This is a genomic window from Moraxella bovoculi, from assembly GCF_000988745.2.
Lineage (GTDB): Bacteria > Pseudomonadota > Gammaproteobacteria > Pseudomonadales > Moraxellaceae > Moraxella > Moraxella bovoculi.
This window is the reverse complement of the sequence record NZ_CP011381.2, coordinates 1,510,275-1,535,625: the sequence shown is the minus strand read 5'-3', so window position 1 is coordinate 1,535,625 and position 25,351 is coordinate 1,510,275. Positions and strand designations below refer to the sequence as shown.

Sequence of the window (25,351 nt, the reverse complement as noted above, 5' to 3'; positions counted from 1 at the left end):
TACCACTTTTTTATTTTTATCGCCTGATTGAAAATTAAAACTTCATCTGCATGCCAATCAGACCGCCAACATCCGTATCGCCATCAATGCGATCTGCGGCGATGCTTGCGTTTAGATTGGCATTGCCAAACTTATACTTGGCGCCCAGATGAGCGTGAGCATAGGTATCTTTTTCGCCCTTAATGATGGTGTTAAATCCGCGAGTATATTCTCGAATAGAGGGTAGAGATGCGGTAACGATGCGCTCGTCATCGTTAAACTCTCGGCTGACACTCACACCGCCATACAGATCGGCTTTGTCATTTAGTGAATATTGCAGATCAAGACCCAGCTCGCCTTGTAGGGACTTTTGGGTTTGTTTGTTAAAGCGCATCGCGGTCGATAGATTTGGGTTGTTCTCGATGATGTCACCGACACGCAATTTTTGGGCATTCACACCGATATAGGGGCGATAAGTAACCGAATTGCCCAGCTGATAACCAAGTTGTAATCCTGCATGAGTACGTCTGCCGTTCGTCTCGCTCGTATGAGCTCGGGGCGCGCCATCCCAGACGATATGACGATTGGTATCAATGCTAAGGCGATCAATGCCAACGTTGGCTTTAAGTTGCACATTGCCAAATTTCTGACGATGATACAGCCCTGCGCCGACGGCTTTTGTGGTTGCGCTCATGGTGCTGCCCAGATGGTCATCTTGCTCCTGATGGCTGAGATAAAAGCCTGTATTTCTATGCTGGCCAGCATTGTCGAAGCCGAGCGTTACGATGGGATCAGCATCTTGACTGCCTGACACATCTGCCCATAGTGAATGTGTATGAGAGTCCAAAGTATCCATACGGCGATTAAGCTGTCGATCCTTGGCGCTGCCTGTACGGATCAGCTGGGCAGGTAGGGAGGCAATCTGTGCCGGTGCATCAATAATGTTCTGATAGTACTGGGCCAAAATGCGATGCGTGCGTCCTGATGGGTGAATGTCATCGGCAAAGGCATAGGTTTCGTTGGCAGTAGGCTCTGTGATTTGCCAATTGCCTTCAAGGCACCCTAATGATGAAATTAAGTTATTTAAATTTTGGCATGCGACGCCGCTCACGTTGGTAAAGCCGAATTTCTCCTTGTTAGTAACCGCTTCTTGTAGAAGGGCAAAGGTGTTGGCAGGGATAACATTAGCTTCTAGGGTATTGAGCTGTGAAAAAAGAGTGCTATTATAAACGGTCGCAGCAAGTGTGGCTGGCTGTGCGATACTAGGATCCGCGACAGCTCGAGGTGTGATGCCGACGTCAGGCAGATTCGGTACTAGAATTTGTGTTGCGCCTGCTTCATGCAAGCGATTAATAGAATTAGCTTGGCTTAAGGATGTGGCTTGAATTTCTGCCAATGCTTCTGTGGTGGGTTTTGAGCTTGCTGCCAGTAGGTCATTAGCGCCGATCCAAACCGCATAAAGTGCACTAGGATCAGCCTTTTGATTATTAGCAAAGTAATTATCCATCTGCTGGCGAACCGAGGGAATGGCAATCATATTAAATGCCGTGGTTTCATCCTTGTCAGCTTTAGCTCCGCCTACGGCATAATTCGTGCCCGCTAAAGTTTTGTTATCATTTGGGTCGGCAGTTAGTCCGTAGGATTTTGCCAAGGTGCCAGCCCAAGTTGTATCGGGATTGGTGGTAAATGAGCTGCCTGGCGTTCCTGTAAAAGATGAGAGTATAGGATTGGTGTTAATTTGGCTGGCAAGATTTCCCGTATCCGATAAGCTGTCCCCAAAAATAACCAACTGACTGTAGTTGGCGTATGAGGTTGGTGCGTATAACGAAAATGCTAATGCAGCGGCAATGGCAGAGCGCTTGATTAAAGCATGTTTTGGCATGATTGATTCCTTGTGTTAATCCTTTAAAAATACCTGCAAAGTCTAATTTGATTCATCCAGTGCAGGTGCTTTATTAATTATCAACAAATAGAATTATGCTGATAATGGGCAGTCTTGCGGTAGGTCGTCTAATTCACTTTTGCCTGTCATGGCGTCGATGACTTTCAATCGTGGTGCGGCTTTTTCAGGGTGTAGTCCAAGCTCTGCCATCAAGCGATCGTCATTGGCTTGAGATTGGTTGCCTGTAGTGAGTAGCTTATCCCCATAAAAGAACGAGTTAGCGCCCGCCATGAATGCCAATGCTTGCTCACCATCTGTCAGGCTCTCACGACCTGCTGACAGACGCACATAACTGGTCGGGCAGCAGATGCGTGTCACTGCAATCGTGCGAATCCATTCAATCACGGATAATTTGCCTTCAGCCAGAACCTTGTCACCAAGGGGCGTGCCTTCAATGGGTACCAGTAGGTTAACAGGAATGGATTGTGGTGGGATAGGCATTTGGGTGAGTTCATGCACCCAGTCAATGCGATCTTCACGGCTCTCGCCCATGCCGACGATCGAGCCGCTACATACATTGATGCCTGCATTTCTGACGTGCTCTAGCGTCTCTAGCCGATCATCATAAGAGCGCGTGGAGGTGACTTTACTGTAGTAATTACGCGAAGTGTCTAAGTTGTGATTATAATAATCCAGTCCTGCATCTGCCAAAATCTTGGCTTGTTCGGGCTTTAGCATGCCTAGTGTCATACATGTCTCAAGCCCTAGGTTTTTAACTTCGCTGATTAATTCAACCAGATATGGCATGTCTTTTGCGCTGGGATGTTTCCATGCTGCGCCCATACAGAAACGAGATGAGCCTGATGCTCTGGCGCGTTTGGCGGCGTTGATGACTTTTTGGATTTCGAGGCGTTTTTCAGCTTCTAGACCTGTCTTGTCGCGATGATGCCCCGACTGTGAGCAGTAGCCACAGTCTTCAGGGCAGTTGCCGGTCTTAATGGATAATAGGGTGCTGATTTGAACTTCGTTGGCATTGAAATGCTGGCGATGGACGTTTTGTGCCTGCATCAGCAAATCCATCAAAGGCAAATCAAACAAGCGGGCGATTTCTTCCTTGCTCTTGTAGGTCGGGCTGTGTATATTTATCATGATGTTCCTATCAAAAAACAGATAAGCAAGCTTATCAGTAAACAAATGTTCCTTATTTTAACAAATTCTACACCAATATCAAGCCTTAGCCATTGCTCATTATTTGCCCAGCTTGGACTTAATGGCGCTAATGGCTTGCTCAGCATAAGGCTTGACCTGCGCGATGTATGGCTTAGCTTGATCGATATAGCCTTTATACTCTTCAGGGATTTTGACAGCATGCTTAGCAACACCTGCAAACCACAGTACAAGTTTATAATCGCCTGTGATCTTAACTTCACCATCTTGAATGGCGGTCATGAAGGCGGCGATGTCACCTTTGGTCAGTAGCTTGACACCTGCGGTGGAGTCTTGAAATTCAATGGTTAGATCGGGGTCTTGCGTCTTACCAAGCGTGTGCGCAAAACCGCCTTGACGAAATTCATAATAACGTTCCGCGGTCGGGCTGATGAACTGAATGCACACGTCTTTGTCTTTGACAAGCGCGGTCAGCGCTTCGTTGGTGTTATTCTTAATCAATGACGACAGGCGAAAGCCAAGTGCGGCAAGTAGGGCGTCTAGCGTATCCGCCTTAACGTCTAAAATAGGCAATGTAAACATAAAATCCAATCTATTCTGGCTAAATTTATCTTAGTTTAACAAAAACCCTAAAAAATCAAGTAGGGCTTTTGTATCAGTGTTGATGTATTCTTACTGTGATAGGCAGCGTGAATTATCCGCGTCCATCAAATCGATGTCCCAGCGCGTACAGCACGCCTTCAAGCCCCGTAATGTTCACAGCGGCATCAGTCTTGGTTCGGACGATAGGCTTGGCGTGGTAGGCGACGCCCACGTCACTGATCGCCATCATCGGCAGGTCGTTGGCACCATCGCCAACACAGACGACTTGATGCATGCCCAGACCTAGCTTCTTAGCGGTCTTGGCGACGATTGCAGCTTTCTTATCGCCATCGATAATGTTGTCATCGACTTGACCTGTCAGCTGACCATCTAAGATGGACAAGGCATTGGCATGATACTCATCCATGCCAAGCGTCTCGGCAACATATTTGGCGAATGGTACAAATCCGCCTGAGATTAACACTGTGTGATAGCCGATGGCTTTTAGGGCGCGGATGGTGGCATGTGCACCCGATGAGAAAGTGATGTGATTGGCGATAATCTCATCGATGACAGAGGCGTCCAGACCTTCTAACAGAGCAACGCGGCGCGCAAAGCTGGTCGCAAAGTCAATCTCGCCGCGCATCGCTTGTTCGGTGATGTCTAGAACTTTATCCTCAATGTCGCAATATCTAGCAAGCTCAACGATGACCTCTTGTTCGATCAGTGTCGAATCCATGTCAAAGCATGCCAAGCGGTGCTTATGCAGCATTTGCCCAATTGATAAAATATGAACATCCGCTTCATTGCCAAGCTTACTGTGAAAATGCGCGCTGATCTGCTCGTCGATGATGTGCGCTGCCGCTTCGCGTTTGGTGTCGCTCATCTCGGTGCGCTTGGTGGGCGCCAGTAAGTATCGATGAATGGATACATCAGCAAGCGGCGCAGCAGCTTCGATGATGTGTGCGTTTTGTTTGGCGGTTTCGTCATCATGGACATCGATCGCTTGCCAATTGGCCTGTGTGTCCGTCCATGCTTTCATGAGCTCATCGACATTGTCGTGTGGATTTTTGGCGATGATTACGATGGCAAAGACAGGCAGAGAATCCAATGTGGTGCTATCAATGCTCATGCCTTCTGGCAAGACGTGTGCGACAGAAGATAGGGCGTTTTGCCATGCTTGGCTGCTTTTTGGTAGGGCGTAAGTCATGCTCATGAGAAATCCAAGTGTTTAATAAATGGTTCAAGATAAAATACCACAAAATCACTGCTATCATGCCCAAATCTGTCAAAAAATACAAGCCTAATTATTAAATTTTATAAAACACACCCAAAAAAGCACCAAAAATCTCGCCAATACGTTATTTTTTATAGAAAAAATCGTGAAAAACAACACAAAAACGCATGAATTTATCAATAACCGTGTTAAAATAATCATTTTAATCAATTTTCTCTTTTTGTTCCAAGTTTTTGGTCTAGGCTTTTGATCTTATGACTTTTTTAGCGCCACGGCAAGGACTATTTGCCGCGATTATTTTGATAAGTTTGTGCTTTCATACGCTGTTTTTTGTGGTGAGCGAAGAGCGCAAGATTAAGGAAGAGCAGCGCGCTGTTGCCCAAAAGTCGGTGGTCTTGCTTGCCCAAGAGCTAAAAGTGCCACTTGCGACGAATGACCGCATCAGCATGAGCGTAGTCGCTGATAAATACGTCAAAGAATCTCAAGTGTCGTTCGTGGGAATCTACGACGCCAAAGATCAGCTGCTCGTACCTGTCGGCTCGGACAATGACAGCGGAGTTGTGCTGCGTGAATCTGTGGTCTCTGGCAGTGATGCACTGGGCAGCGTCGTGGTGAAGGCGGCTGATGTCAGTCGCGCTGAGATCATCTCGAAGCATTGGCTGTTCTTGCTTGGCGCTCTAGGATTGCATGCGATGCTGTGGCTGCTTTATGGCTATTTAGCGCGTCCAACCCAAGAGCTAAAAGAAGCCATCGCCAAAAAAGTTCGTATGGATCTATTGGATAAAGGCATCTTATATCAAGCACCACAGCACAATGAAGATAGCGAGCCTGCTTCGAGCCAAAACCCCATCAAGTCATTCCTAGAAAAAGCCAAAACCGAACAAAAACCTGATCAATCCACCCAAGCTGCTACTCAAAGCGCTGAGGCAAGCTTGCACGACCGAGATTACATCGTACAGATGCTGTTTGAGGACCCTAATCAGCTGCTTGCGACCGTAAGCCATGATAATAAGGCAGCGTATTTTGCGCTGTGTGATCAGCTGCTTGATAAGGCGATTGTACATTTATTGGAGTTGCCATTATTGACGGGCGTCGATGCTTCTGTGATTAAGTACTACGATGACAAAGGCGCCAAAGTTGCCCTCCGAGGTGAATCACCTGCTAAGACTGCGACCGCTGCTGTGTTCTTATCTAAGCTTATGCTCATGCTTAACCAAGTGGTGTATGACAAGCACCGTGAGATTAAGCGATTCACTTGGCAGATTCGTACCACGGTCAGTGACGCACACCGTGCTGATTCGGTGGTGGATCTAGCCAAGAAACGCCGTGAAGCGCCGCTTATTCTAATTGACGATAAAGCTCAAGATGAGATCAAAATCTGCGCCGAACTTGTTCGCCTAGAAAACCCGATGTCCATTCAAGAGCGTGAAAGCCGTGCTCTGGCAAGCGTCACAAGAGCGACTGCTGAACGCCTACGCAGCGTGCGTGATAAAGTATTGCTTGAAGATTAGTCGTCTGTATGTCGCTTAACGTGACTGAGGTGCGGGATTTGTTTCAAGATTTGTCATATTTTTTTCATAAAAATGTGCAAAAATTCTTGACAATTTTTAAAATAAAAGATATAAGGCATTGAGTAGTCGGTAAAGTATTTTCATCCAAGCTTAGCCGATCGCCCGATGAACCAAAAACGCACATAAGGAGTCATGATGAGCGACATTGATGATGATTTTGATGATGACAGCTTTGAAGAAGATGCCGATGCGCAGCTGGTGGACGAGACGAAAGCCAAGCCTTTGGAAAAGCGTTTAAAGATTGATGCCCTATTAGAGCAGCAGCGTCTAAAGAAGCTTCAGTTGGCACTTGAACAAGAAGATGACTTTGCTGAGTTTGATTTAGATGACGATGATGATTTTGACGATTTGTAATTATCTTGTCAGAATTGATGGTAATAATGGGCTTGTATCGGTGTGTCGGTATGAGCCTTATTTATAACAAATTCCCAATCCATAAGAGAGTACTATGAACAAGCAAGAATTGTTTGATTATTTGGCATCAGACGCCAACCAACTTGGTCTTGATCCGATCGCAGCGCACGGATTTTTGACTGCGACGGTGGTAGGTAAGCCGCTACCAAATTGGATCTCGGCATTTTTTGAAGGTGCGGACGCTCAAGTGTCAAGCGAAGTAAAAGACGCACTACAAGCATGGCAACAAGAACTGTACGACACCCTAAAAGCCGAAGAGCCAATCGAGTTGCCATTCGATGCCAGCGAAGAGGCGGAAGACTTTAGTGAAGAGGGTGATCTGGCGGCTTGGGCGATTGGCTTTGTCGATGCCATGTATTCAGATGAGAATGTTGATTGGTTCGATGATGAGAATACCGAAGAAGATGTGGCGATGCTCACTCTGCCGATGGTGCTACTGTCAGGCATCGATCCTGAGATGGATGAGATGCGCGATGAAGAGACGTTGGCGCAGATGGCCAATTCACTAGAAGACAACATCACAGAGATGTTCTTGTTGTTCCATACAGATGATTGATTTTGATTGTATTTATGTCCATTTATCAGTAAAATGGGTCGCATTGACCCATTTTTTATTTGGGTAAAAATCCATTAAGATCAAGGACAATCATAAGGGTAATTATGCAATTATCAAACCTGGAATATCTGCCAAATCACACCATCACCGAGCGTCTAGACGTCGTGTATGGCAGCACCGTACGCTCAAAGCATATTGGTAAGGATTTCTTATCAGGCCTAAAAAATATCGTCGGCGGTGAGCTGGTTGCCTATACAGAGCTGCTAGAAGAAGCCCGTGAAGAGGCGATCGATCGCATGATTAAAAGAGCAAGTGCACTCGGCGCTGATGCCGTGGTGGGTGTTAGATTCTCCACGTCGAGCATCGCAGTAGGCGCATCCGAACTGTTCGTCTATGGCACCGCGGTTAAGGTCGCCATAAGCCATGCGCCATTCACGCCAAGTGTAACCGATGGTGCATAGGAACCGTCATGGATAATGACATCATTGCGATATTGATGAATAACTTCGCCATCGTGTTGGCGGTGTTGTTATTCTTTGTGGGCTGGGCTTTTGGTGGGCTAAATGAGCGAAAGCACTTAGCCAGATTGGATAAAGATGAGCAGGCTTATCGCGACATCATCGTCTCTAGTGAGCGGTTTTATCGGGTGAATAGTCAGCAGGGCAGTCAGCTGGTGGTGGGCAATGTTGTGGTTGCCCAAGACCGATTTAAGATGGTGATTGCGCAGCTTTTGAGTATTTTTGGTAAGAACCTAACGACTTATGAGACGCTATTAGAGCGTGGGCGACGTGAAGCGATCGTGCGCATGAAGGCGCGTGCGCACATGGCAGGCTATGATGCGGTGATGGGTGTGCGTTTGGAGATCAGTAATATTGGCGCTAATGACCCATCAGGCGATGCCATAGAGGTTATCGCCTATGGTACGGCGTTCAAGCGATAACCATACAAAATAGATCGTCATTCGTGAAATATTCATCAAAAATTTCCCCAATAAACGCCCGTTTTAGGGTAAAATTAGCAGTTTTAGTTTTTATTATTTGTAGATTTAAGAGTATTATATGAGCGAGCATAACCAAAAGACATTGGCGGATTTATCCGCAGCTTATAACCCTGCTGAGATTGAGGCTGGGCGTTATCAGACTTGGGAGGAGGCGGGTTTTTTTAAGCCGACTTTTGATAAGTCAGAATCCTTCTCTATCGCCATCCCGCCGCCGAATGTCACGGGCTCGCTCCATATGGGACATGGCTTTAACAACACCATCATGGATGCGCTGACTCGTTATCATCGCATGAAAGGCTATAACACCCTCTGGCAGCCTGGTACCGACCATGCTGGTATCGCAACTCAGATGGTTGTTGAGCGCAAGCTTGACTTGGAGGGGGTGACTCGCCACGATCTAGGTCGTGAGAAATTCCTAGAAAAAGTCTGGGAATGGAAAGAAGAATCGGGTGGCAACATCACGCGCCAAATCCGCCGCCTAGGCTCATCAGTGGACTGGTCTCGCGAACGATTCACGATGGATGAGGGTCTGTCTCGTGCGGTGCAGGATGTGTTTGTTAAGCTGTATGATGAAGGATTGATTTATCGTAAAAAACGCCTTGTCAATTGGGACTGTAAATTAAAAACTGCCATCAGTGATTTGGAAGTAGAAAATCGCGATGAAAAAGGCTTTATGTATCACGTTCGCTATCCTTTTGTGAACGGGCAAACGGACGCCAATGGAGCAAGCCTTGACGGCAAGTATATGCACATTGCCACCACTCGCCCAGAGACCATTTTGGCAGACGGCTGTTTGGCGGTACACCCTGATGACACACGCTATACGCACCTTTTGGGTAAAATGGTTCATGTGCCTTTAACCGACCGTACCATTCCTGTGTTGGCTGACCCTTATCCTGACCCTGAATTTGGTACGGGGTGCGTAAAAATTACACCTGCTCACGATTTTAATGACTATGAAGTGGGCGAACGCCAAAACATTGAGATTATTAACCTGATGAACCTTGACGGCACGATGAATGAAAATTGTCCGCCTGCTTATCAAGGGCTTGACCGCTTTGACGCTCGCACCAAAATCATTGAAGATTTACAAACGCACGGCTTTTTAGAAAAAGTAGAACCGCACGACTTAAAACGACCCTATGGCGACCGCTCGGGCGTGGTCATTGAGCCACTTTTGACCGACCAATGGTATGTCAAAATTGATGAGCTTGCCAAACCAGCCATAGATGCGGTGCAAAATGGCGACATCAAATTCGTCCCTGAGCAGTACACCAATATGTACATGGCTTGGATGCGCGACATTCAAGACTGGTGCATCAGCCGCCAGCTGTGGTGGGGGCATCGCATTCCTGCATGGTATGATGATGCGGGTAACGTCTATGTGGCACATAATGAAGCTGAAGTTCGCGCCAAATATAACCTAGCACAAGACATCACCTTGCGCCAAGATGAGGATGTACTGGATACTTGGTTTAGCTCAGGGCTGTGGACGTTTAGCACGTTGGATTGGGGTAATCCTAATGACGACGGTCGTGTATTATCAACCTTCCACCCAACGAGCGTATTGGTGACAGGCTTTGACATCATCTTCTTCTGGGTGGCGCGCATGATCATGCTGACCATGCATTTTGTTAAGAATGCAGACGGTACGCCACAAGTCCCATTTAAGACTGTCTATGTGCATGGGCTTGTGCGTGACGCCCAAGGTCAAAAAATGTCAAAATCTAAAGGTAACGTATTAGATCCGATTGACCTGATTGACGGCATTGACCTTGAAAGTCTGGTGAGTAAGCGTACAACAGGGCTGATGAACCCAAAAGATGCTGCCAAAATCGAAAAAGCAACTCGTAAAGAGTTCCCTGAGGGCATCGCGGCACACGGTACGGATGCTCTTCGTTTCACCTTTGCAAGCCTAGCGAGCACAGGTCGTGACATTAATTTTGACCTAAAGCGTATTGAAGGTTATCGTAATTTTTGTAATAAAATTTGGAACGCCAGCCGTTTCGTATTGATGAATGTCGAAGGTAAGACCATCGCACCAAGTGCTAATCCTGACCTGTGGGAGCTGCCTGAGCAATGGATCGTCAGCCGCCTTCAAAAATGCGAACAAGCAGTTCAGACAGCATTTGAGACATATCGTCTAGACTTGGCGTCACAAGCGATTTATGACTTCATCTGGAATGAGTACTGCGATTGGTATGTGGAGCTTACTAAGCCTGTGCTGAATGATGAGGCTGTGTCGGATGAACGCAAGGCGGAGATTCGCCGCGTGCTACTTGCTACGCTAGAGGCGGCGCTGCGTTTGGCGCATCCAATCATGCCATTCATCACTGAGGAGATTTGGCAGATCATCGCACCGATGCTAGGACTTGCCAAGGCAGGCGATAGCATCATGCTGGCATCATTCCCTGTGGCGAATGCCCAGCGCATCAATGATCAAGCTGAGAGCGACATGGTATGGCTACAAAGCCTAATCGGCGCGGTGCGAAACATCCGCGGTGAGATGAAGCTGGGTAATGCAGTGCGCCTACCGGTGCTACTTCAAGGCGTAACAGATGATCAAAAAGCAAGTCTGCTTCGCATTGAAAGTCAGTTTAAGGCATTGGCAAAAGTTGAGAGCTTGACCATCGTTGGTAGTGATGAAGAAGTGCCATTATCATCACAGGCGCTGATCGGATCATTAAAAGTATTGGTGCCGATGAAGGGTTTGATTGATCCAACGGCTGAGCTGAACCGTCTAAATAAGGTGCGTGAAAAACTCCAAGCCCAAGCGGATGCAATCAGCAAGAAGCTATCCAATGAAGGCTTTGTCGCCAAAGCCCCTGCCCAAGTGGTAGAAGCAGAAAAGGCGAAATTGGCGGAATTGGACGGGCAAATTGGGGAGATTCAGAAGCAGGTGGAGCAGTTGCAAAGCCTGTAATTCTAGTAACAGCAAATAGATTATTTTTTATAATCTATTTGCCTAATATGCCAATTAGTGATGAAGAAATAGATGAAACCTTTTATAAAATGGGCGGGCGGTAAGAATTCTTTGCTTAATGAAATTTAAAAACGCTTGCCTGATTTTGTTTACTCACAAGATTTTTGTTTGGTAGAGCCTTTTGTTGGTGGTGGGGCGGTGTCCTTATGGGCATTGTCCGATTTGCCACATCTAAAACAGCTTATCATCAATGATTATAATGCCGATTTAATCAATGTTTACCCACATTAGCTCTAATCTTTAAAAGATAAACAAAGTATTGGGTTTATTATTTTTACTTGGCTGTCATTTTAATTTAGTGGATTGTGATGTTTGTTAAATGACATTCAATTAGATTGGATATGGGTAGATGCTATAAAAAGATAAAGAGAGTATAGGGCATGTAAAAGACGATGAATTTATATTTTGATAAAAACTTAGCAAATGAATACAGTAGTAAGGCTCAAATTGCAAGAGTTTTAACTGAAAATTGGGTGTTGAATAACTCATATTGTCCCAAATGCGGAAATCTGCCATTATCTGAATTTGAAAACAATCGACCTGTTGCTGATTTTTACTGTCAAAATTGCCTCGAAGAATTTGAGTTAAAAAGTAAAAATGGTCGTTTGCCCAATGTGATAACAGACGGTGCTTATGCAACGATGATAGAGCGTATCAACGCTAATAACAGCCCAAACTTTTTCTTCTTAACCTATGATAAACAGTGCCGAGTTAATGATTTTTTGATTATACCAAAACAATTTTTTACTCCAAGTATTATTATCAAAAGAAAGCCTTTGTCGCCCAATGCAAGGCGTGCAGGCTGGGTTGGATGCAATATTGATATATCCAATGTTGTTGATTTTGGTAAAATTTTCTTGGTCAAAAATTCTCAAATAATTAATCAAAATTTGGTGCAAGAACATTTTAATAATACCTTATTTATTCGCACTAAGAACATAGAGTCAAGAGGTTGGATATTGGACATAATGATGTTTATAGATAGTATTTCAAAAGATACTTTTAACCTAAAAGATATTTATAATTTTGAAGAGATATTAAAAATAAAATACCCAAACAATAACTTTATTAAAGATAAAATTAGACAGCAGTTGCAAATTTTAAGAGATAAAGGATTGATTGAATTCGTTGCCCGTGGTCGATATAAAAAGGTAAAATATGCAAACCTATAAAATACAACTTCAAGAGACTTTATCAAAAAATTATTGAGGTTCAGGCAAGTAACATTGATGAAGCCATTCGTATCGTACAAGAATCCTATCAAAATGAAGATATTGTACTGGATTGGGGTGATTTTGTTTTGGTGGAATTTAATGATGTTTCTGATTAAAAATTACTTCGTATTTCTCTTGCCGTTATTTTACTTATTCAAGTGAATGGATAATTTGGGCAAGAAAACATTCTAAGATATTACATTATTTTAACTATGATTTGATGAAAAAACTAACTGGCGACAAACAATAAAAAGATATATGGCGACCGCCTTCGGTGGGTAGCTGGGAAAAGACACAGGGTAAGCACCCAACCCAAAAACCACTTGGGCTGTTAGCTCGTATTATATTATCATCTACCCAAAAAGGCGATTTGATTTTAGATCCATTCTCAGGTTCTGGTACAACAGGTATTGCGTCAATATTGCTTGATAGGAAATATGTCGGCACTGAACAAGAATTGGAATTTTTGGAGCTATCTAAAAGGCGTTATCAAACAATGACACTTGAATCAAAATATGAATTTAAACAAAAAGTTCGCACGCAGATTAGTGTAATTTAGTCACTTTTGGATTTTTCACCACCCCAAACACCACACCAATATCAGGGGCATAACCACCTATTATTACCAGTATGCTTTAATGTGGTTTTTTTGATTTAGGAGCTAAGCTGTATGATGGTTATGGCACACATATTTATATGAGTCTTTTCATTAGCAGGTGTTAGCTGTTTTGGTGTTAAAATCAGGCTAGGCTTAAATGTACTACCACTAATAAAACTGAGCCTAGATGAGTATGGATTCGAAGCTACAATCAACAAAGTGGATATGAAAGCGGACATATTGATATCAGACATCTTACTGATCAAGAAGTTGAAGAAAATAGCAAGTGTAGAGCAAATTAATAATATGTAGTTTACAATCTTGATCATTGACAGTATATTTATTAATATACTGTCAATTTCTTAATAATGGCATAGCTCAATATGATATATTTATTTTCAAACCTACCAAACGAAACTAAATTTTTTATCGGGGTAATTTTATTTTTCACGATAATTTTTCATCACCGTCATTATTATGGTAAAGAAATCTCTGAAAAAGCCCCAATCTTTTTAACCACACTGGGAATATTTGCAACCTTTTTTGCCATTGCTGTGGGTTTATTGAAATTTAATGCATCAAGTATTACCAATAGCGTGCCAGCTTTATTAGAAAGTATGAAAACTGCTTTTTGGGCTTCGGTTTTTGGTGTTGGTGGTGCATTAACTTTTAAGCTTAGGGATATTTTTGCTCCAAATCATGAAGAGTTTTCTGATAATGAAGAATTTCATCAAATTTTAATTGATGAATTAAGAGGGTTAAGAAAGGAGAGTAAAGAATTATTGGAGCAGTCTATACAATCTCAAAATGAAGCATTAAGTAGAATTGCCAAGTCTTCATCGGAAGAATTGGTTAAAGCCTTACAAGATGTTATCAAGGATTTTAATACAAAAATCAATGAGCAGTTTGGCGAAAATTTCAAACAATTAAATCAAGCAGTTGAAAAATTATTGGTTTGGCAAGAACAATATACTGATTATATAGATACTAGTACAAATTCATTAAATAAAATTATTGCAAATATTGAACAATCAACCAACAAACTAAATGAAGTTATTGAGCACTCTGATATCATTACCAATAATTTTAATGATACTGTGAAAAATTCCAAAGATTTTGCAGATGTTTCTAAAAATCTAGAAGAAACACTAGGGAATTTAAATACTCAAAGGCAAGCCATTCAAACACAATTAACTACATTATCCACATTGGTTGTTCAGGCTTCTGATGACTTGCCAAAAATTGGTTCTCAAATACTAAATATTGCAACAACAATGCAAAGTTCTAGTGATGAATTTAATAGAAAAGTCATCAATTTGACAGAAAATACTGAAAAGCAAACAAATGCCTTAAATAAAGGCATAGAAGAAGCCTTAACTCAATCCTTGACGACGCTTGGTGGACAGCTTAGTGCGATGACTGAAAAATTTGCTAAAGATTATAATGCGTTATCTAATGCATTAGCAGGAATATCACAAATAACAAAACAAAATGGCAGATAAGATATGGCAAAAAATTCTGAACAACATTGGATACCACTTGCTGATTTAATGACAGGGTTAATGATGATGTTTATGTTAATTGCTGTCTTATATATGTTAAAAGTAAGTAGTGCAATTTCTGGTTATACCGCTTCAAAAGATGAATTGGGGCATGATTTGTGTAATGAATTTGCAAAAGATTTGGCAAAATGGGACGCTGAATGCGATAGCAAAAATTTATCCATTCGCTTTAAGTCCCCTGATGTTTTGTTTGATACGGGAAAAGATGTTTTAAAGCCACAATTTGCTATTATTTTAAATGACTTTTTTCCAAGATATATTAAGATACTTAGTCAAGACAAGTACAAAGATAAAATTGGAGAAATTCGGATAGAGGGCCATACTTCAAGCAAGTGGAGTCTGGGGGTGGATGGTAATGACGCATACTTTTTAAATATGCAATTATCACAAGCTCGTACCTTAAGTGTTTTACGCCATGTCTTGGTTAATACCGATACAAGCAATAAAGATTGGGCAAAAAAGATTTTGACCGCCAATGGATTATCCTCATCTAAATTGATATTTAATGCTGACGGTACAGAAAATCAGCAAGGATCGCAGCGTGTTGAATTTAAAGTGAGAACCAATGCCGATGAATATATGCAAGAAGTTTTAAATGATTTGGGGAATATTAAGTGATAATAAAACTACCCAATTTCTTTGAAGATAATAGACTAAATTCCCTAAAAGAAAAAATGGGGATAGATAGGTACGCCTATGGAGATTATAAAGATTGTCAAAGTCAAGGTGTTAGGGAGTTATTAAATGGTAAAGGTCAAGATTTTGATGACATCAATGAAATTACGCCATCAAGAGACCATACTTTAACCTACAATAATGAAAGAATCATATTATATATTAGAGATGTTGCAAATTATGGACATTATGGTTTACCAAAATTTCATATTGCAAAATGTTCAACATTGCAGACAATGTTTGAAAATAATAGAAAAAGACGATATGTTCGCACTCAAAACGAAACAGGAATTTTTTACCTAAATATCATTAGTGGGAATAACGTTAGAGAAATTGAAGAAAAGTTAGATGTTTGTCAAAATTGTTTAAATATTTTGGATTGGGATGGGTTTTCTATGGGTTGGGATAGAGCAAAAAGAGATAAATATGTAAGAGATTTCACGATAGCAAGATTTTTTGAAAAATATCCGAAATCGCTTGTGGATAGTAGTGGATATTCAAGTACTAACTCGTCAGTTAATCAATATCCCAAAAATTGGAATGAAATTAGTCTTAATTACCGAGTATTTAAAAATTGGACTTGCGAAAAATGTGGTGTTAATTTGGCAAATTACACCAGTTTATTAGAAACGCACCATACCAATGGACAAAAAAATGAGTGTCAATATTCTAATTTGATGGCTTTGTGTGCTGACTGTCATTCAAAAATGCCTATGCATAGTCATATGAGCAACAACCCAAGAGAGCGTGAAAAAATTGAGCAGGTTAAGAGAATTAAAAGAGAGCAGGGGATTTTTATTTAGCCAATTGCTTAACCACTCCAAACACCACACCATGCCCCTGTACAATCACACCAATATCAGGGGCGTGGCCACCACCCATTGTTACCGCCATTGGAATTTGTCGATCAAACATCGTTTCAACCACATACCGTTCTCGTGCCATCAGTCCAGTCATCGTCAGATTTATCCGTCCAATTCTATCACAACCAAGCACATCCACCCCTGCTTAATAAAACACAAAATCAGGACAAAACTCATCAATCAATCTGGGCAATGTACCCGCCAGCACGCCCAAATACTCATCATCGCCCGTGCCGTCATCAAGCTCGATGTCTAGGTCGGACGGCGGTTTGATAAAGGGGTAGTTCTTTTTGCCGTGCATACTAAACACAAAAACATGGGGATTGTCCGCCATGATAGACGCATTGCCATTACCCTGATGTACGTCCAAATCCACGCTCAAAATGCGTTTGGCTTGCCCTCGTGCCAAGAGTAGATTGCTTGCCACGCACACGTCATTAAACACACAAAAGCCCTCGCCATGCCCTGCAAATCCGTGATGCGTTCCGCCCGATGTGGACAGCGATATGCCGTATTCTTTGGCGTATAAGGCGCATTCATAGGTGGCGTGCGTGATGTAGCGTTCTCGTTTGACAAGCTCTGCCGACATGGGCAGACCGATTTTGCGGATTTCTTTGTCGGTTAGTGTGCCTGTTTTTAATTTGTGCCAATAGTCGGCGGTGTGGGTGGTTAGGATTTCTTGCTCGGAGAGTAGTTGGGGGTGAAACAGATTGTCGAGCGTGATAACGCCTTCTTGGAGTAGTTTTTGGGGAATTAGGTTGTATTTTGCCATAGGAAAGCGGTGGGATGCTGGCACACTATGGCAAAATAGAGGTGAATGGGCGATTTTTAGCATGGCTTATTGGGCGGTGTGGGTGGGCGTAAAAAATCCACTGTCCGACTCTTGGGGTAGGTCGTTATAATCATTGAGATAGTCGTGAATGATGGGGCTGGGTTCGCCCTCCGCCATCGCGTCATCGAATAGCCGCTGTGCGATCTCGGTCAGCCCCGCCACGCCTTGTAGGTAGCAGCCGAGCGCCTTATCACTAAGGGTGCTAAATTCGGCATCGATTGAAATCTTTACGCGCACCTCGCCATCAAAAGGGTCTAATTCAATGCTGCCAAAGGCGATGTTAAGATTGGCGCGGGCGATTTTCATTAATATGGAAGCGTAGTGGCTTGGCGGCACGGTCTCGGTCAGCACGCCAAAGATGGCAACCAGTTGATTATTCTCATTGACGCGGAACACACACGTCCAGTCTGATTGATTGTCCGTGAAACTTAAAATCATGTGGTGCGTGCGCATCTCGGCATCTTCTTCGGGTGTACGATGTTCGTATTTCCAGCCTTGCTTATCGAGCCACGCCATGATGCGCATACTGACTGCGTGACGGTGTGCATCTTCGCTGGGCTCTGGCTTGGTTGGGGTGTCAGGTTTTTGGAGTAATTGTTTTAATTTGTCTAGGATTTTCATGATGATTTGGTGTTTGGTTTTATTGTTAAATTGTAGCCCAAAGGGGGAGATTATGCAAAGCAAATCACCAAACTTATTGAAAATTCGGTTTTGCTTGGGGCGGATTTTTGGTATTATTAGCCATATTTTTTAACTGATGTGTGCTATGACGGCTTTTGATAAATCGCCCATCGTAACCTTGGATGATGTGGATGTGCAGCGCGGTGAATTTGTGCTGTGCCAAGGGGTGAATCTAACCTTGGATGCGGGCGATATTTACCATTTGATTGGTGAAAATGGCTTGGGCAAGACGACGCTGTTATCTCAGATTGCAGGGCTTTTGCCGATGGTGTCGGGCAAGGTTGTTTATCATCGAGGCGACATACATCCTGTGTATGTGTCGCATCAGCTAGGCATTAGTGGCAGTCTGACGGTGGCGCAGAATTTGGCGTTCTTATTGTCGCTGTATGGCGTAGATGCGCATCGCGATGTGATTGATTATGCGCTGGAGCAAGTGGGACTGTATGGGCTGAACGACATCTCTAGTGTGCAGCTATCAGCAGGGCAGATGCGCCGTGTGGGGCTGTCACGACTGTTCGTACTGTCGCCTGATGAGTCGCCATTTTGGCTGCTTGATGAGCCGCTGACGGCGCTGGATGTGCAGATGGTGGCACAGATTGAGAATCGTATCAGTGATTTTGCGGATCAAGGCGGTGCGGTGCTGATGACTAGTCATCAAGCCATCGGCGTAAAGACGGGCGTGCTGGATCTGGCGGAGTTTGCATTATGATGAATAATGCCTTTGGCTCAATGCTGCTTCGTGAATGGCGCATCAAGCGTCAAGGCGCGGTTCAGTGGCTGTTCCCTTTGATGATTTTTTTGATTATCATTACGCTGTTTCCGTTGGCGGTGGGCAGTGAGTCTGCGCTGTTATTGCGCCTTGCCACGTCAGCCGTGTGGATCGCCGCGCTGTTATCCTTGGTGATGGGTGTGGATGATTTATTTAAGGCGGACATGGAGAACGGCACATTGGCGCAGCTGGTGGTGTCGGGTTCACCCTTGTCGGTATGGGTTTTTGCACGATTATTGGTGCATTGGCTGTTTAGTGCAGGCTTTGTGGCGGTCTTGTCACTTTTGGTCAATCCGTTATTTAACATGCCTTTTGATGAGACGCTCATGCTCATGCTGTCGATCATTGTGGGTTCGCCGCTCATGCTCATGCTGTCTGCGATCGCAAGCAGCTTGGTGCTGTCTTTGAAGAATGGCGCGGTGCTGGTGCCGCTCATTGCACTACCCATGCAGCTGCCTGTGCTGATCTTTGCCACAGGGGCGGTGGATCTATACGCAACAGGGCTTAATGGCTTACCGACGTTGGCGCTACTGGGCGCCATGAGCATCATCGCTGTGATCGTTACGCCGTGGGTGGTGGCGCAGATTCTAAAGATGGCTTGGTCGAGCTGATCACTTATGTGTATGCCAAACAAAAAAACCGCTCAGCTTCCGAGCGGTTTTTTTGTTTATATCTAAGCCAGTCGATGACAGTCAAAAATGGGCATGCTTTGGCGGATTTTGGTTTGCTCGTCTTTATCAAATGTCGCAAAGACAGCCAAATAATCGCCTTGAATGTCACTCATCTGTGTATCAGCGATCACCTTGCCGTGTGCGTTGGTTATGAGTGCGTGACCCCAAGTCTGACGAGTGTTACCACCAATGCGATGCGTGCCGCCTTGAGTGCTGCCGATCACCATGCATTGACTGTCTAGGGCGCGCGCTTGTAGCAGAAGCTGCCAATGCGCTTCGCCTGTCTTATGGGTAAAGGCGGCCGGTACGGTGATGATGTCTGCGCCCATCTGTCTTAGACGCTGAGCCATCGCAGGGAAACGAACATCAAAGCAGATCATCATCCCAAGCTGTATGGTCTGCCCATGAATATACAGTGGTGTCACCACAAGTTGATCACCAGCCTCGAAGGTCTTACCTTCATCATAGCTGCCTGTGCTGTCATTGACTGTCGCGCGAAACAGGTGAATCTTATCATAGCGGGCGATTTGCTCGCCTGATGGGCTGAACACTAGGCTGGTCTGTCGGTATTTGCCCTGTGGGACAGCTGTGCCATCTGCGCGTGTGGCGCATGGTAGTGTGCCTGCCACGATGTGCACGCCATGTGATTTGGCAAGCTCCGACAGGTGGCGACTGACCTCATCGAATCGCGCTGCCAGTTCGCCTTGTCGCCCCATGACGCACATATTTTCTGGTAAGACGATGACGTCAGCTAAAGAGACGGTCTCTGCGACCGCACGCGTAATGATGTCAAGATTGGCATTGATGTCGGTTTGGCTGTTTAGCTGAATGGCTGCAATTCTTATGCTCATGGTGGTATTTTTCTTAATCAGGAATTAGCCACCACCGACGGCTTGAACAACTTCAATGCTCATGTCTTGGGTGATGGGTGTGTCGGCGAGGCGTGATTTTGGTACTAGACTGCCATCGATTTCTACGGCGAATCTGCCTTGAGTGAGTTCAAGACTCTCTAGCAGGGCAAGCACATTGCTCTGATCGGTGCTGATGGCGTCGCCATTTAGGGTGATGTTTAACATATAATTAAGTTGTAATATGGATTTTTGATTATTTGATGACTTTTGGTTTTGTGGTGGTTTACGCCTTTACAAACGTGCCAAAGACCAAAACCAACCAGCCAAAGATCATGAGCGTTCCGCCAATCGGCGTTATCATGCCAAGCCATTTGGGTGCGCCAAGAGCCATGGCATATAGCGTACCGCTGAAGATCGCAATACCTGCTTGAATAAGATAAGCAGGCAGCGTAATGCGGTATTGACTAACCGCATTAAGCACGCCAATGGCAAGCAATCCAAGCGCGTGAATAAATAGATAAAGCGTGGCCGTATCCCAAATTTCAAGCTCATAAGCGCCTGCGAAGCCTTGCAATCCATGCGCACCGAAAGCACCAAGACCGACACCGATGGCGAGATTTAAGGCGGAAATTTTCAACCAAGTCATGAATCATTTACCCCGGAGCAGTCATCAATTGTTCAGCATTGAACTGTCTAGCGTCATTGCATCACGAATCTTATCCATGGCGTTCTTTTCGATCTGGCGGACACGTTCAGCAGAGATATTATAGACTGCAGCCAGATCATGCAGGGTGGATTTTTGATCGGCGAGCCAACGCTGTGTGATGATGTCGCGTGAACGCTCGTCCAGCTCGTCCATTGCTTCTTTTAGCGCACTGGTGGTGTTCTCTTCCCAGTCCGCCTCTTCAACCACGTCGGCAGGGTCGACGGCATCTTCTAAGAACAGCTGCGGTGCGTAACGACCTTCGTCTTCATCAGAATCCTGCATTTCAAAGGAAGCATCGTAGCTCGTCAAGCGGCTCTCCATTTCTAGCACTTGCTTGACGGTGACATTGAGATCACGTGCGATGGCTCCTGCTTCCTCTAGAGTAAGCTGATTGCTTGATTTTTTAAGGCTTCTTAGGTTGAAGAATAGCTTACGGTGCGCTTTGGTGGTTGCGACTTTGACGATACGCCAGTTTTTGATGACGAATTCGTGAATTTCCGCCTTAATCCAATGCACAGCAAAGCTCACTAAGCGCACGCCTTTGCTTGGGTCGAAGCGCTTAACCGCTTTCATCAGACCTAGGTTGCCTTCTTGGATTAGATCGGCTTGTGACAATCCATAACCTGAATAACTGCGCGCGATATGGATGACAAATCGTAAATGGCTCATGACCAGCAGGCGAGCCGCCTCAACATCGCCATCATGATAATAACGTTCGGCGAGTTGTTTTTCTTCTTCAGGAGTTAAGATGGGAATCTGATGCACGGTATTGATATAAGCGCCCAAATTAACTCCAGGGGCTGCCAGATGCGTGGGCATGGCAGGCACGAGGTCACGCGTTGCAACTTCGTATTCTGGTGTTACTTTATTGTCATCGTGATCGATGATGGTGCGTGTAGGTTTGGGCTTAGCGACAGGCTCAAAATCGCTGTCATAATCATCCAATTCCCCGATGTCATCCATGTCATCGACTTCATGAAAACCTTCACCGAGCGCCTCTTCGTCCATCTCATAACTATCTTCATAGTCATCGTAGGCGTCGTCTTGGTAATCATCACCAAAGCCGCCATAGTCGTCTTGATAACCGTCGTTGTAGTTCTTTGTCATTGTCGTCTTTTTGGTTTAAATTTTAGTTCTATTGTAAGGCGTAAGACGCCTAAACGCTAGCCTTTTTTGCACCAATTTTTGTGATGATAAAGTGAAAACAGTTTTCTGTATTGTGTACGTCCCCGCTTTGCCAAGTTTGAACATCCATGCGGTCTTTTTGGCAAAATGCGATAAGGTCAGTTTGGGAATTTTTATCGCTAGCGACGAGATAAAGGCTTTCGCCATCTGCCACCGAACGCAGGGCAATTTTTGCTTTTAATAATGGCATGGGGCAGGGCATGCCGCGCGCATCAAAAAATGCGCTAATGGTCGCATCTTCTGCATTTTTAATATTGTCATGGATAAATTCTAGTGTCGGGGCGTCTAATTGTTTGATAAGAGTGGGGCAGAGAGTCGGCATGTCAATTCATTCATCTAAACTATAAAACATCTGCTTAATATTTGGTCGGTATTGTATTTTACAAGCCAAAATGAACGAATGCCCATAAAATTCGGTAGGTATTGAGCAAATAATATCAGCTTGATTGCAACGTGATTTAGTTTTATAGTAGAGGTGTTTATGATGGTTGGGTAATAATATGATAAAAAAGACAGTAATTGCAGCGGCATTAATATTATCCACGCAGGCGATGGCGGATGATGCTGTGCGCTTCAATGGATCGGCCCAGAGCCTAAGAGCACCGAATCTAAGCGCAGGCGTAGGATTTAATGAGCAGTATCATAACCGCCAAGTTGCCCTATGGTCGCTACAGCAGATTAATGCGAACATGCCGCTCATCGATGACCCGTGGTCGGTGCAGGTACTATATGCGATGACTGCTCAGATGAATGCATTGGTGCGGGCTCAGCCCATCATTGCTGTACCACTCATCAATGATAATAACATCAATGCATTCGCTGTGCCGGGCGGTGTCATTGGCATGAATACAGGCACGGTGCTGGCGGCAGGCGGCCTAGACGAGGTGGCGAGTGTGCTGGCGCATGAAGTAGCGCACCTAAGTCAGCGTCATTATGAACATCGCTTAGATAATGCCAAAAAGCTCATGGCGATACAGTTGGGAGGACTTATTGCGGCATTGGCAGCAAGTGCTGCTGGAGGGGATGCTGTGCTTGCTGTCATGGCAGGATCCCAGACGGCGAGTGCAGAGAATGCCGCCGCGCACAGCCGAGAGCATGAGCGAGAGGCGGATAGGGTGGGGCAGCAGATTCTATCTGAAGCTGGATATGATGCGCGTGCCATGCCAAGATTCTTTAATCAGCTTTATAGACAAGTATCTTTAAATCAATCAAAAAACGCCTTCTCGCCCAGCTTTATGCAGTCGCATCCATTTACGATGGAGCGACTCTCTGAAGCCAGCGCGCGTGCAGCAAATTATCCACGTGTGGCGATGAGCGAGAAGCAGGTTCAAGATAAGCTCTTTGATGAGCTTTATTGGCGCTTAAAATATCTATCAAAACAGGCAACTAAAGCTGACTTAACCGCGAACGCCAACCAGAGCGATGGCGCACGGCTCGCCCTTGTCATGCATCTGACAGATCACCATGAATATCAGGCGGCGCAGAGAGTGTTTGAACAAGGGGGTTTTGGCGAGTACGATGTATTACCAAGTATCGTACAGGCGCATTTGCACACCGCTCAGCATCACTATGATAAGGCAGTATCCGCCTTAAGTCGGATTCATAATATCTATCCTGAGCGGCGAGATCTAAGGCTGTATCTGGCGCATAATCTGATTCATGATGGTCAAATCGCTGAAGCGCTTGCGTTGATTCAGAGCCTAACTCATCAAAACCTGCATGATGTGCAGGCTTGGCAATTGATCAGACAGGCATATGAACAAAAGGCGCGTACAGATACTGAAGCTAGCATTAGGGATAGGGATATATCTACCATTTATGCGCTACAGGCGCGATCGCAGGTAGAGTTATGGACTGGCAAATATCAAGGCGCGCTACAGTCGAATGCTCAGGCGATTAAGGTTGCTCAAAACCATCAGGATCTAAGTGCGCTCATCGGTATGCTTGATAAGGACAAAGAGGTCATATTAACCGCACGCGATTTTAAACCCAAATAATAACTAAAGACTCATGATAATCATGAGTCTTTATTGATTGATCTTACAAGGTGTGATTAGTCGGTCAGCGCTTTTTTGACAAGTCCTGACATCACGGCAGGGTCGGCTTGTCCTGCGGTCTTGTCTTTGACGGCATTCATCACGCGCCCCATGTCCTTCATGCCAGACGCGCCAAGCTCACTGATGGTCTCATTGATGATGGCAAGTATTTTGTCATCAGATAACTGCTCAGGCAGAAATGCAGAAATCACGTCAATCTCAAACTGCTCTTTTTGCGCCAAATCATCACGCCCATTGGCGGTGTAAATGCCTAGAGATTCTTGACGTTGTTTGATTTGCTTTTGTAAGATTGCCAATACATCTTTATCATTAAGCTCAGTCTGTCCGTCAATCTCGACTTGCTTGATGACGGCTTGGACGTTGCGCAGTACTTTGACTTGCTCCATGTTTTTGGCTTTCATAGCAGTCTTGATGCTGTCGGTTAAGGTTGCTTTTAAGGTCATGTTTGTCTCCGGTTTTCTTTAGTTTACAGGATTATCCCAAGTTATTTGCTTAATTCAAGCAGTCTATCATAAACTGCGCTTTTTTTAATACCCAATACATCCGCCACGATTGCACTTGCTTTTTTTGGTGGTAATTCTTTGGCAATGGCAAGTAGCCATTCATCATAATCCGCTTTTTGTTCTTTTTGGGTATTACCTGCCACAACCAGCACAATCTCGCCACGTTGTTGGTTGGGGTCATTCTTTACAAATTCTAATAAATCAGCCAGCGGTAATTTTTTTATCGTCTCAAAGGTTTTGCTAATTTCACGGCACAACGTGGCTTCTCGTTCACCGCCAAACACGTCCGCCATGTCGGATAGGCAGTCTGTGATGCGGTGCGGTGCTTCATAAAAAATCAGCGTCTCAGTATGAGCTTGATGCGCCTTTAAAGTCTCTATCCGCCCATGTTGTTTGGCAGGCAAAAACCCCACAAAACTAAACTTGTCAGACGGCAAACCCGCCACAGACAACGCCCCGATGACCGCACACGCCCCGACAATCGGCACAACGGTGATGCTCTCATCATGGCACGCCTTCACCAGTCGATAACCAGGGTCAGAGATAAGCGGTGTGCCAGCGTCCGAGATAAGAGCAACCGACTGTCCGCCTTGTAATCGCTCGACAAGCCGTGCCGTCTGTGTGTCGGCATTATGCTCATGATAGGCGGTGGTGGGCGTGGATATATTAAAAAAACTTAATAATTTGGAACTTGTGCGAGTATCTTCGCAGGCGATCACGTCCACAGATTTTAGGGTGTCAATCGCCCTTGCCGTCATGTCGTTTAGATTGCCAATGGGGGTGGCAACGATATATAAAATGCCTGTCATTTTT

General features: G+C 44.7%; 29 protein-coding genes and 1 pseudogene. 16 read left to right on the top strand and 14 right to left on the bottom strand.

Annotated elements, in window-relative coordinates:
- Positions 1–34: 34 nt before the first annotated feature.
- The 4 genes from AAX10_RS07030 to serB all read right to left on the bottom strand — a co-directional run bounded on the left by AAX10_RS07030 (position 35) and on the right by serB (position 4,826).
- Entirely contained in the window at positions 35–1,861 is a 1,827-nt protein-coding gene (locus AAX10_RS07030) for an autotransporter domain-containing protein (protein ID WP_080947101.1), read from the bottom strand.
- Positions 1,862–1,954: 93 nt separating this feature from the next.
- Complete coding sequence (gene bioB, locus AAX10_RS07025) at positions 1,955–3,010, bottom strand: biotin synthase BioB (protein ID WP_046698486.1); 1,056 nt, start codon at positions 3,008–3,010, stop codon at positions 1,955–1,957.
- 99 nt (positions 3,011–3,109) lie between these two features.
- Positions 3,110–3,610, bottom strand: a complete 501-nt coding sequence (locus tag AAX10_RS07020; RefSeq protein WP_046700227.1) for a hypothetical protein — start codon at positions 3,608–3,610, stop codon at positions 3,110–3,112.
- A 112-nt stretch (positions 3,611–3,722) separates the two neighbouring features.
- Entirely contained in the window at positions 3,723–4,826 is a 1,104-nt protein-coding gene (gene serB / locus AAX10_RS07015; protein WP_046700226.1) for a phosphoserine phosphatase SerB, read from the bottom strand.
- Between the two features lie 275 nt (positions 4,827–5,101).
- On the opposite strand from serB, the gene AAX10_RS07010 reads away from it, so the two are divergent.
- The 13 genes from AAX10_RS07010 to AAX10_RS06950 all read left to right on the top strand — a co-directional run bounded on the left by AAX10_RS07010 (position 5,102) and on the right by AAX10_RS06950 (position 16,223).
- On the top strand, positions 5,102–6,358 hold the full coding sequence (locus AAX10_RS07010; protein WP_046700225.1) for a hypothetical protein: 1,257 nt from the start codon (positions 5,102–5,104) through the stop codon (positions 6,356–6,358).
- Between the two features lie 195 nt (positions 6,359–6,553).
- Positions 6,554–6,772, top strand: coding sequence for a PA3496 family putative envelope integrity protein (locus AAX10_RS07005; RefSeq protein ID WP_036365538.1), 219 nt, complete (start codon positions 6,554–6,556; stop codon positions 6,770–6,772).
- A gap of 94 nt (positions 6,773–6,866) precedes the next feature.
- Positions 6,867–7,388 carry a UPF0149 family protein gene (locus tag AAX10_RS07000; protein ID WP_036365541.1) on the top strand — a complete coding sequence of 174 codons (522 nt, stop codon included), beginning with the start codon at positions 6,867–6,869 and terminating at the stop codon, positions 7,386–7,388.
- Between the two features lie 104 nt (positions 7,389–7,492).
- Positions 7,493–7,849, top strand: coding sequence for a YbjQ family protein (locus AAX10_RS06995; RefSeq protein WP_046700224.1), 357 nt, complete (start codon positions 7,493–7,495; stop codon positions 7,847–7,849).
- Positions 7,850–7,857: 8 nt separating this feature from the next.
- A complete protein-coding gene (locus AAX10_RS06990; RefSeq protein ID WP_080947100.1) occupies positions 7,858–8,328 on the top strand; it encodes a YbjQ family protein in 471 nt (156 codons plus the stop codon).
- A gap of 118 nt (positions 8,329–8,446) precedes the next feature.
- A complete protein-coding gene (locus AAX10_RS06985; RefSeq protein ID WP_046700223.1) occupies positions 8,447–11,311 on the top strand; it encodes a valine--tRNA ligase in 2,865 nt (954 codons plus the stop codon).
- A gap of 135 nt (positions 11,312–11,446) precedes the next feature.
- Positions 11,447–11,602: a DNA adenine methylase gene (locus tag AAX10_RS06980; protein ID WP_226997755.1), complete on the top strand. Its 156-nt coding sequence runs from the start codon at positions 11,447–11,449 to the stop codon at positions 11,600–11,602.
- A 161-nt stretch (positions 11,603–11,763) separates the two neighbouring features.
- Complete coding sequence (locus tag AAX10_RS06975; protein ID WP_046700222.1) at positions 11,764–12,543, top strand: DpnI domain-containing protein; 780 nt, start codon at positions 11,764–11,766, stop codon at positions 12,541–12,543.
- Entirely contained in the window at positions 12,528–12,701 is a 174-nt protein-coding gene (locus AAX10_RS10640) for a DpnD/PcfM family protein (RefSeq protein ID WP_080947201.1), read from the top strand. Before AAX10_RS06975 ends, AAX10_RS10640 begins: the two co-directional genes overlap by 16 nt.
- 140 nt (positions 12,702–12,841) lie before the next feature.
- Positions 12,842–13,144 (top strand): DNA methyltransferase, encoded by a 303-nt coding sequence (locus AAX10_RS06965; RefSeq protein ID WP_226997845.1) that lies wholly within the window; start codon positions 12,842–12,844, stop codon positions 13,142–13,144.
- Positions 13,145–13,566: 422 nt separating this feature from the next.
- The gene (locus AAX10_RS06960) at positions 13,567–14,685 is read left to right on the top strand and encodes a hypothetical protein (protein WP_046698482.1); all 1,119 of its coding nucleotides are present in this window, start codon (positions 13,567–13,569) and stop codon (positions 14,683–14,685) included.
- A gap of 3 nt (positions 14,686–14,688) precedes the next feature.
- Positions 14,689–15,363, top strand: a complete 675-nt coding sequence (locus AAX10_RS06955) for an OmpA/MotB family protein (RefSeq protein WP_046698481.1) — start codon at positions 14,689–14,691, stop codon at positions 15,361–15,363.
- Entirely contained in the window at positions 15,360–16,223 is an 864-nt protein-coding gene (locus AAX10_RS06950) for a hypothetical protein (RefSeq protein WP_046698480.1), read from the top strand. The genes AAX10_RS06955 and AAX10_RS06950 overlap by 4 nt, the downstream gene beginning before the upstream one ends.
- On the opposite strand, the gene AAX10_RS10635 is transcribed toward AAX10_RS06950, so the two are convergent.
- The 3 genes and pseudogenes from AAX10_RS10635 to AAX10_RS06940 form a co-directional block, all read right to left on the bottom strand.
- Positions 16,216–16,377 (bottom strand): hypothetical protein, encoded by a 162-nt coding sequence (locus AAX10_RS10635; protein ID WP_418287807.1) that lies wholly within the window; start codon positions 16,375–16,377, stop codon positions 16,216–16,218. The genes AAX10_RS06950 and AAX10_RS10635 overlap by 8 nt on opposite strands.
- 54 nt (positions 16,378–16,431) lie before the next feature.
- Positions 16,432–17,118: pseudogene (locus AAX10_RS06945) on the bottom strand (histone deacetylase family protein); the annotation flags it as partial.
- Between the two features lie 3 nt (positions 17,119–17,121).
- Positions 17,122–17,736: a type III secretion system chaperone family protein gene (locus AAX10_RS06940; RefSeq protein ID WP_149038872.1), complete on the bottom strand. Its 615-nt coding sequence runs from the start codon at positions 17,734–17,736 to the stop codon at positions 17,122–17,124.
- A gap of 145 nt (positions 17,737–17,881) precedes the next feature.
- Here AAX10_RS06940 and ccmA point away from each other — a divergent pair, with 145 nt between their 5' ends.
- Both ccmA and AAX10_RS06930 read left to right on the top strand, forming a co-directional pair.
- A complete protein-coding gene (gene ccmA, locus AAX10_RS06935) occupies positions 17,882–18,505 on the top strand; it encodes a heme ABC exporter ATP-binding protein CcmA (protein WP_046700221.1) in 624 nt (207 codons plus the stop codon).
- The gene (locus AAX10_RS06930; RefSeq protein WP_046700220.1) at positions 18,505–19,176 is read left to right on the top strand and encodes a heme exporter protein CcmB; all 672 of its coding nucleotides are present in this window, start codon (positions 18,505–18,507) and stop codon (positions 19,174–19,176) included. The genes ccmA and AAX10_RS06930 overlap by 1 nt, the downstream gene beginning before the upstream one ends.
- Before the next feature lie 62 nt (positions 19,177–19,238).
- Here AAX10_RS06930 and AAX10_RS06925 read toward each other — a convergent pair whose 3' ends face one another.
- From AAX10_RS06925 to AAX10_RS06905, 5 genes are all read right to left on the bottom strand, one after another.
- Entirely contained in the window at positions 19,239–20,087 is an 849-nt protein-coding gene (locus AAX10_RS06925) for a carbon-nitrogen hydrolase family protein (protein ID WP_046700219.1), read from the bottom strand.
- A gap of 24 nt (positions 20,088–20,111) precedes the next feature.
- Positions 20,112–20,312, bottom strand: coding sequence for a sulfur carrier protein ThiS (gene thiS, locus AAX10_RS06920; protein WP_046700218.1), 201 nt, complete (start codon positions 20,310–20,312; stop codon positions 20,112–20,114).
- A 58-nt stretch (positions 20,313–20,370) separates the two neighbouring features.
- Positions 20,371–20,733, bottom strand: coding sequence for a DUF423 domain-containing protein (locus AAX10_RS06915; RefSeq protein ID WP_036366476.1), 363 nt, complete (start codon positions 20,731–20,733; stop codon positions 20,371–20,373).
- 24 nt (positions 20,734–20,757) lie between these two features.
- Complete coding sequence (rpoH, locus tag AAX10_RS06910) at positions 20,758–21,612, bottom strand: RNA polymerase sigma factor RpoH (RefSeq protein WP_197972003.1); 855 nt, start codon at positions 21,610–21,612, stop codon at positions 20,758–20,760.
- A gap of 337 nt (positions 21,613–21,949) precedes the next feature.
- Positions 21,950–22,300, bottom strand: a complete 351-nt coding sequence (locus tag AAX10_RS06905) for a sulfurtransferase TusA family protein (RefSeq protein ID WP_080947097.1) — start codon at positions 22,298–22,300, stop codon at positions 21,950–21,952.
- 178 nt (positions 22,301–22,478) lie between these two features.
- Between AAX10_RS06905 and AAX10_RS06900 the strand changes: the two genes are divergently transcribed.
- Positions 22,479–23,975: a M48 family metalloprotease gene (locus AAX10_RS06900; RefSeq protein ID WP_046700217.1), complete on the top strand. Its 1,497-nt coding sequence runs from the start codon at positions 22,479–22,481 to the stop codon at positions 23,973–23,975.
- A gap of 56 nt (positions 23,976–24,031) precedes the next feature.
- On the opposite strand, the gene AAX10_RS06895 is transcribed toward AAX10_RS06900, so the two are convergent.
- Both AAX10_RS06895 and rsmI read right to left on the bottom strand, forming a co-directional pair.
- Positions 24,032–24,478, bottom strand: coding sequence for a GatB/YqeY domain-containing protein (locus AAX10_RS06895; protein WP_036366480.1), 447 nt, complete (start codon positions 24,476–24,478; stop codon positions 24,032–24,034).
- Between the two features lie 41 nt (positions 24,479–24,519).
- Positions 24,520–25,347 (bottom strand): 16S rRNA (cytidine(1402)-2'-O)-methyltransferase, encoded by an 828-nt coding sequence (gene rsmI / locus AAX10_RS06890; protein ID WP_036366482.1) that lies wholly within the window; start codon positions 25,345–25,347, stop codon positions 24,520–24,522.
- Between the last annotated feature and the right edge of the window lie 4 nt (positions 25,348–25,351).

Excerpts from the sequence above, each read along its gene's own strand:
- AAX10_RS07020 (WP_046700227.1), bottom strand. The coding sequence starts at position 3,610 with ATGTTTACATTGCCTATTTTAGACGTTAAGGCGGATACGCTAGACGCC.
- AAX10_RS07005 (WP_036365538.1), top strand. The coding sequence starts at position 6,554 with ATGAGCGACATTGATGATGATTTTGATGATGACAGCTTTGAAGAAGAT.
- AAX10_RS06975 (WP_046700222.1), top strand. The coding sequence starts at position 11,764 with ATGAATTTATATTTTGATAAAAACTTAGCAAATGAATACAGTAGTAAG.
- AAX10_RS06915 (WP_036366476.1), bottom strand. The coding sequence starts at position 20,733 with ATGACTTGGTTGAAAATTTCCGCCTTAAATCTCGCCATCGGTGTCGGT.
- AAX10_RS06895 (WP_036366480.1), bottom strand. The coding sequence starts at position 24,478 with ATGACCTTAAAAGCAACCTTAACCGACAGCATCAAGACTGCTATGAAA.
- ccmA (WP_046700221.1), top strand. The coding sequence starts at position 17,882 with ATGACGGCTTTTGATAAATCGCCCATCGTAACCTTGGATGATGTGGAT.
- bioB (WP_046698486.1), bottom strand. The coding sequence starts at position 3,010 with ATGATAAATATACACAGCCCGACCTACAAGAGCAAGGAAGAAATCGCC.
- AAX10_RS06985 (WP_046700223.1), top strand. The coding sequence starts at position 8,447 with ATGAGCGAGCATAACCAAAAGACATTGGCGGATTTATCCGCAGCTTAT.
- AAX10_RS07000 (WP_036365541.1), top strand. The coding sequence starts at position 6,867 with ATGAACAAGCAAGAATTGTTTGATTATTTGGCATCAGACGCCAACCAA.
- thiS (WP_046700218.1), bottom strand. The coding sequence starts at position 20,312 with ATGTTAAACATCACCCTAAATGGCGACGCCATCAGCACCGATCAGAGC.
- AAX10_RS06905 (WP_080947097.1), bottom strand. The coding sequence starts at position 22,300 with ATGCCGACTCTCTGCCCCACTCTTATCAAACAATTAGACGCCCCGACA.
- AAX10_RS07010 (WP_046700225.1), top strand. The coding sequence starts at position 5,102 with ATGACTTTTTTAGCGCCACGGCAAGGACTATTTGCCGCGATTATTTTG.
- AAX10_RS06940 (WP_149038872.1), bottom strand. The coding sequence starts at position 17,736 with ATGAAAATCCTAGACAAATTAAAACAATTACTCCAAAAACCTGACACC.
- AAX10_RS06995 (WP_046700224.1), top strand. The coding sequence starts at position 7,493 with ATGCAATTATCAAACCTGGAATATCTGCCAAATCACACCATCACCGAG.
- AAX10_RS10635 (WP_418287807.1), bottom strand. The coding sequence starts at position 16,377 with ATGACTGGACTGATGGCACGAGAACGGTATGTGGTTGAAACGATGTTT.
- AAX10_RS06930 (WP_046700220.1), top strand. The coding sequence starts at position 18,505 with ATGAATAATGCCTTTGGCTCAATGCTGCTTCGTGAATGGCGCATCAAG.
- serB (WP_046700226.1), bottom strand. The coding sequence starts at position 4,826 with ATGAGCATGACTTACGCCCTACCAAAAAGCAGCCAAGCATGGCAAAAC.
- AAX10_RS06960 (WP_046698482.1), top strand. The coding sequence starts at position 13,567 with ATGATATATTTATTTTCAAACCTACCAAACGAAACTAAATTTTTTATC.
- rsmI (WP_036366482.1), bottom strand. The coding sequence starts at position 25,347 with ATGACAGGCATTTTATATATCGTTGCCACCCCCATTGGCAATCTAAAC.
- AAX10_RS07030 (WP_080947101.1), bottom strand. The coding sequence starts at position 1,861 with ATGCCAAAACATGCTTTAATCAAGCGCTCTGCCATTGCCGCTGCATTA.
- AAX10_RS06955 (WP_046698481.1), top strand. The coding sequence starts at position 14,689 with ATGGCAAAAAATTCTGAACAACATTGGATACCACTTGCTGATTTAATG.
- AAX10_RS06990 (WP_080947100.1), top strand. The coding sequence starts at position 7,858 with ATGGATAATGACATCATTGCGATATTGATGAATAACTTCGCCATCGTG.
- AAX10_RS06900 (WP_046700217.1), top strand. The coding sequence starts at position 22,479 with ATGATAAAAAAGACAGTAATTGCAGCGGCATTAATATTATCCACGCAG.
- AAX10_RS06925 (WP_046700219.1), bottom strand. The coding sequence starts at position 20,087 with ATGAGCATAAGAATTGCAGCCATTCAGCTAAACAGCCAAACCGACATC.
- rpoH (WP_197972003.1), bottom strand. The coding sequence starts at position 21,612 with ATGCCCACGCATCTGGCAGCCCCTGGAGTTAATTTGGGCGCTTATATC.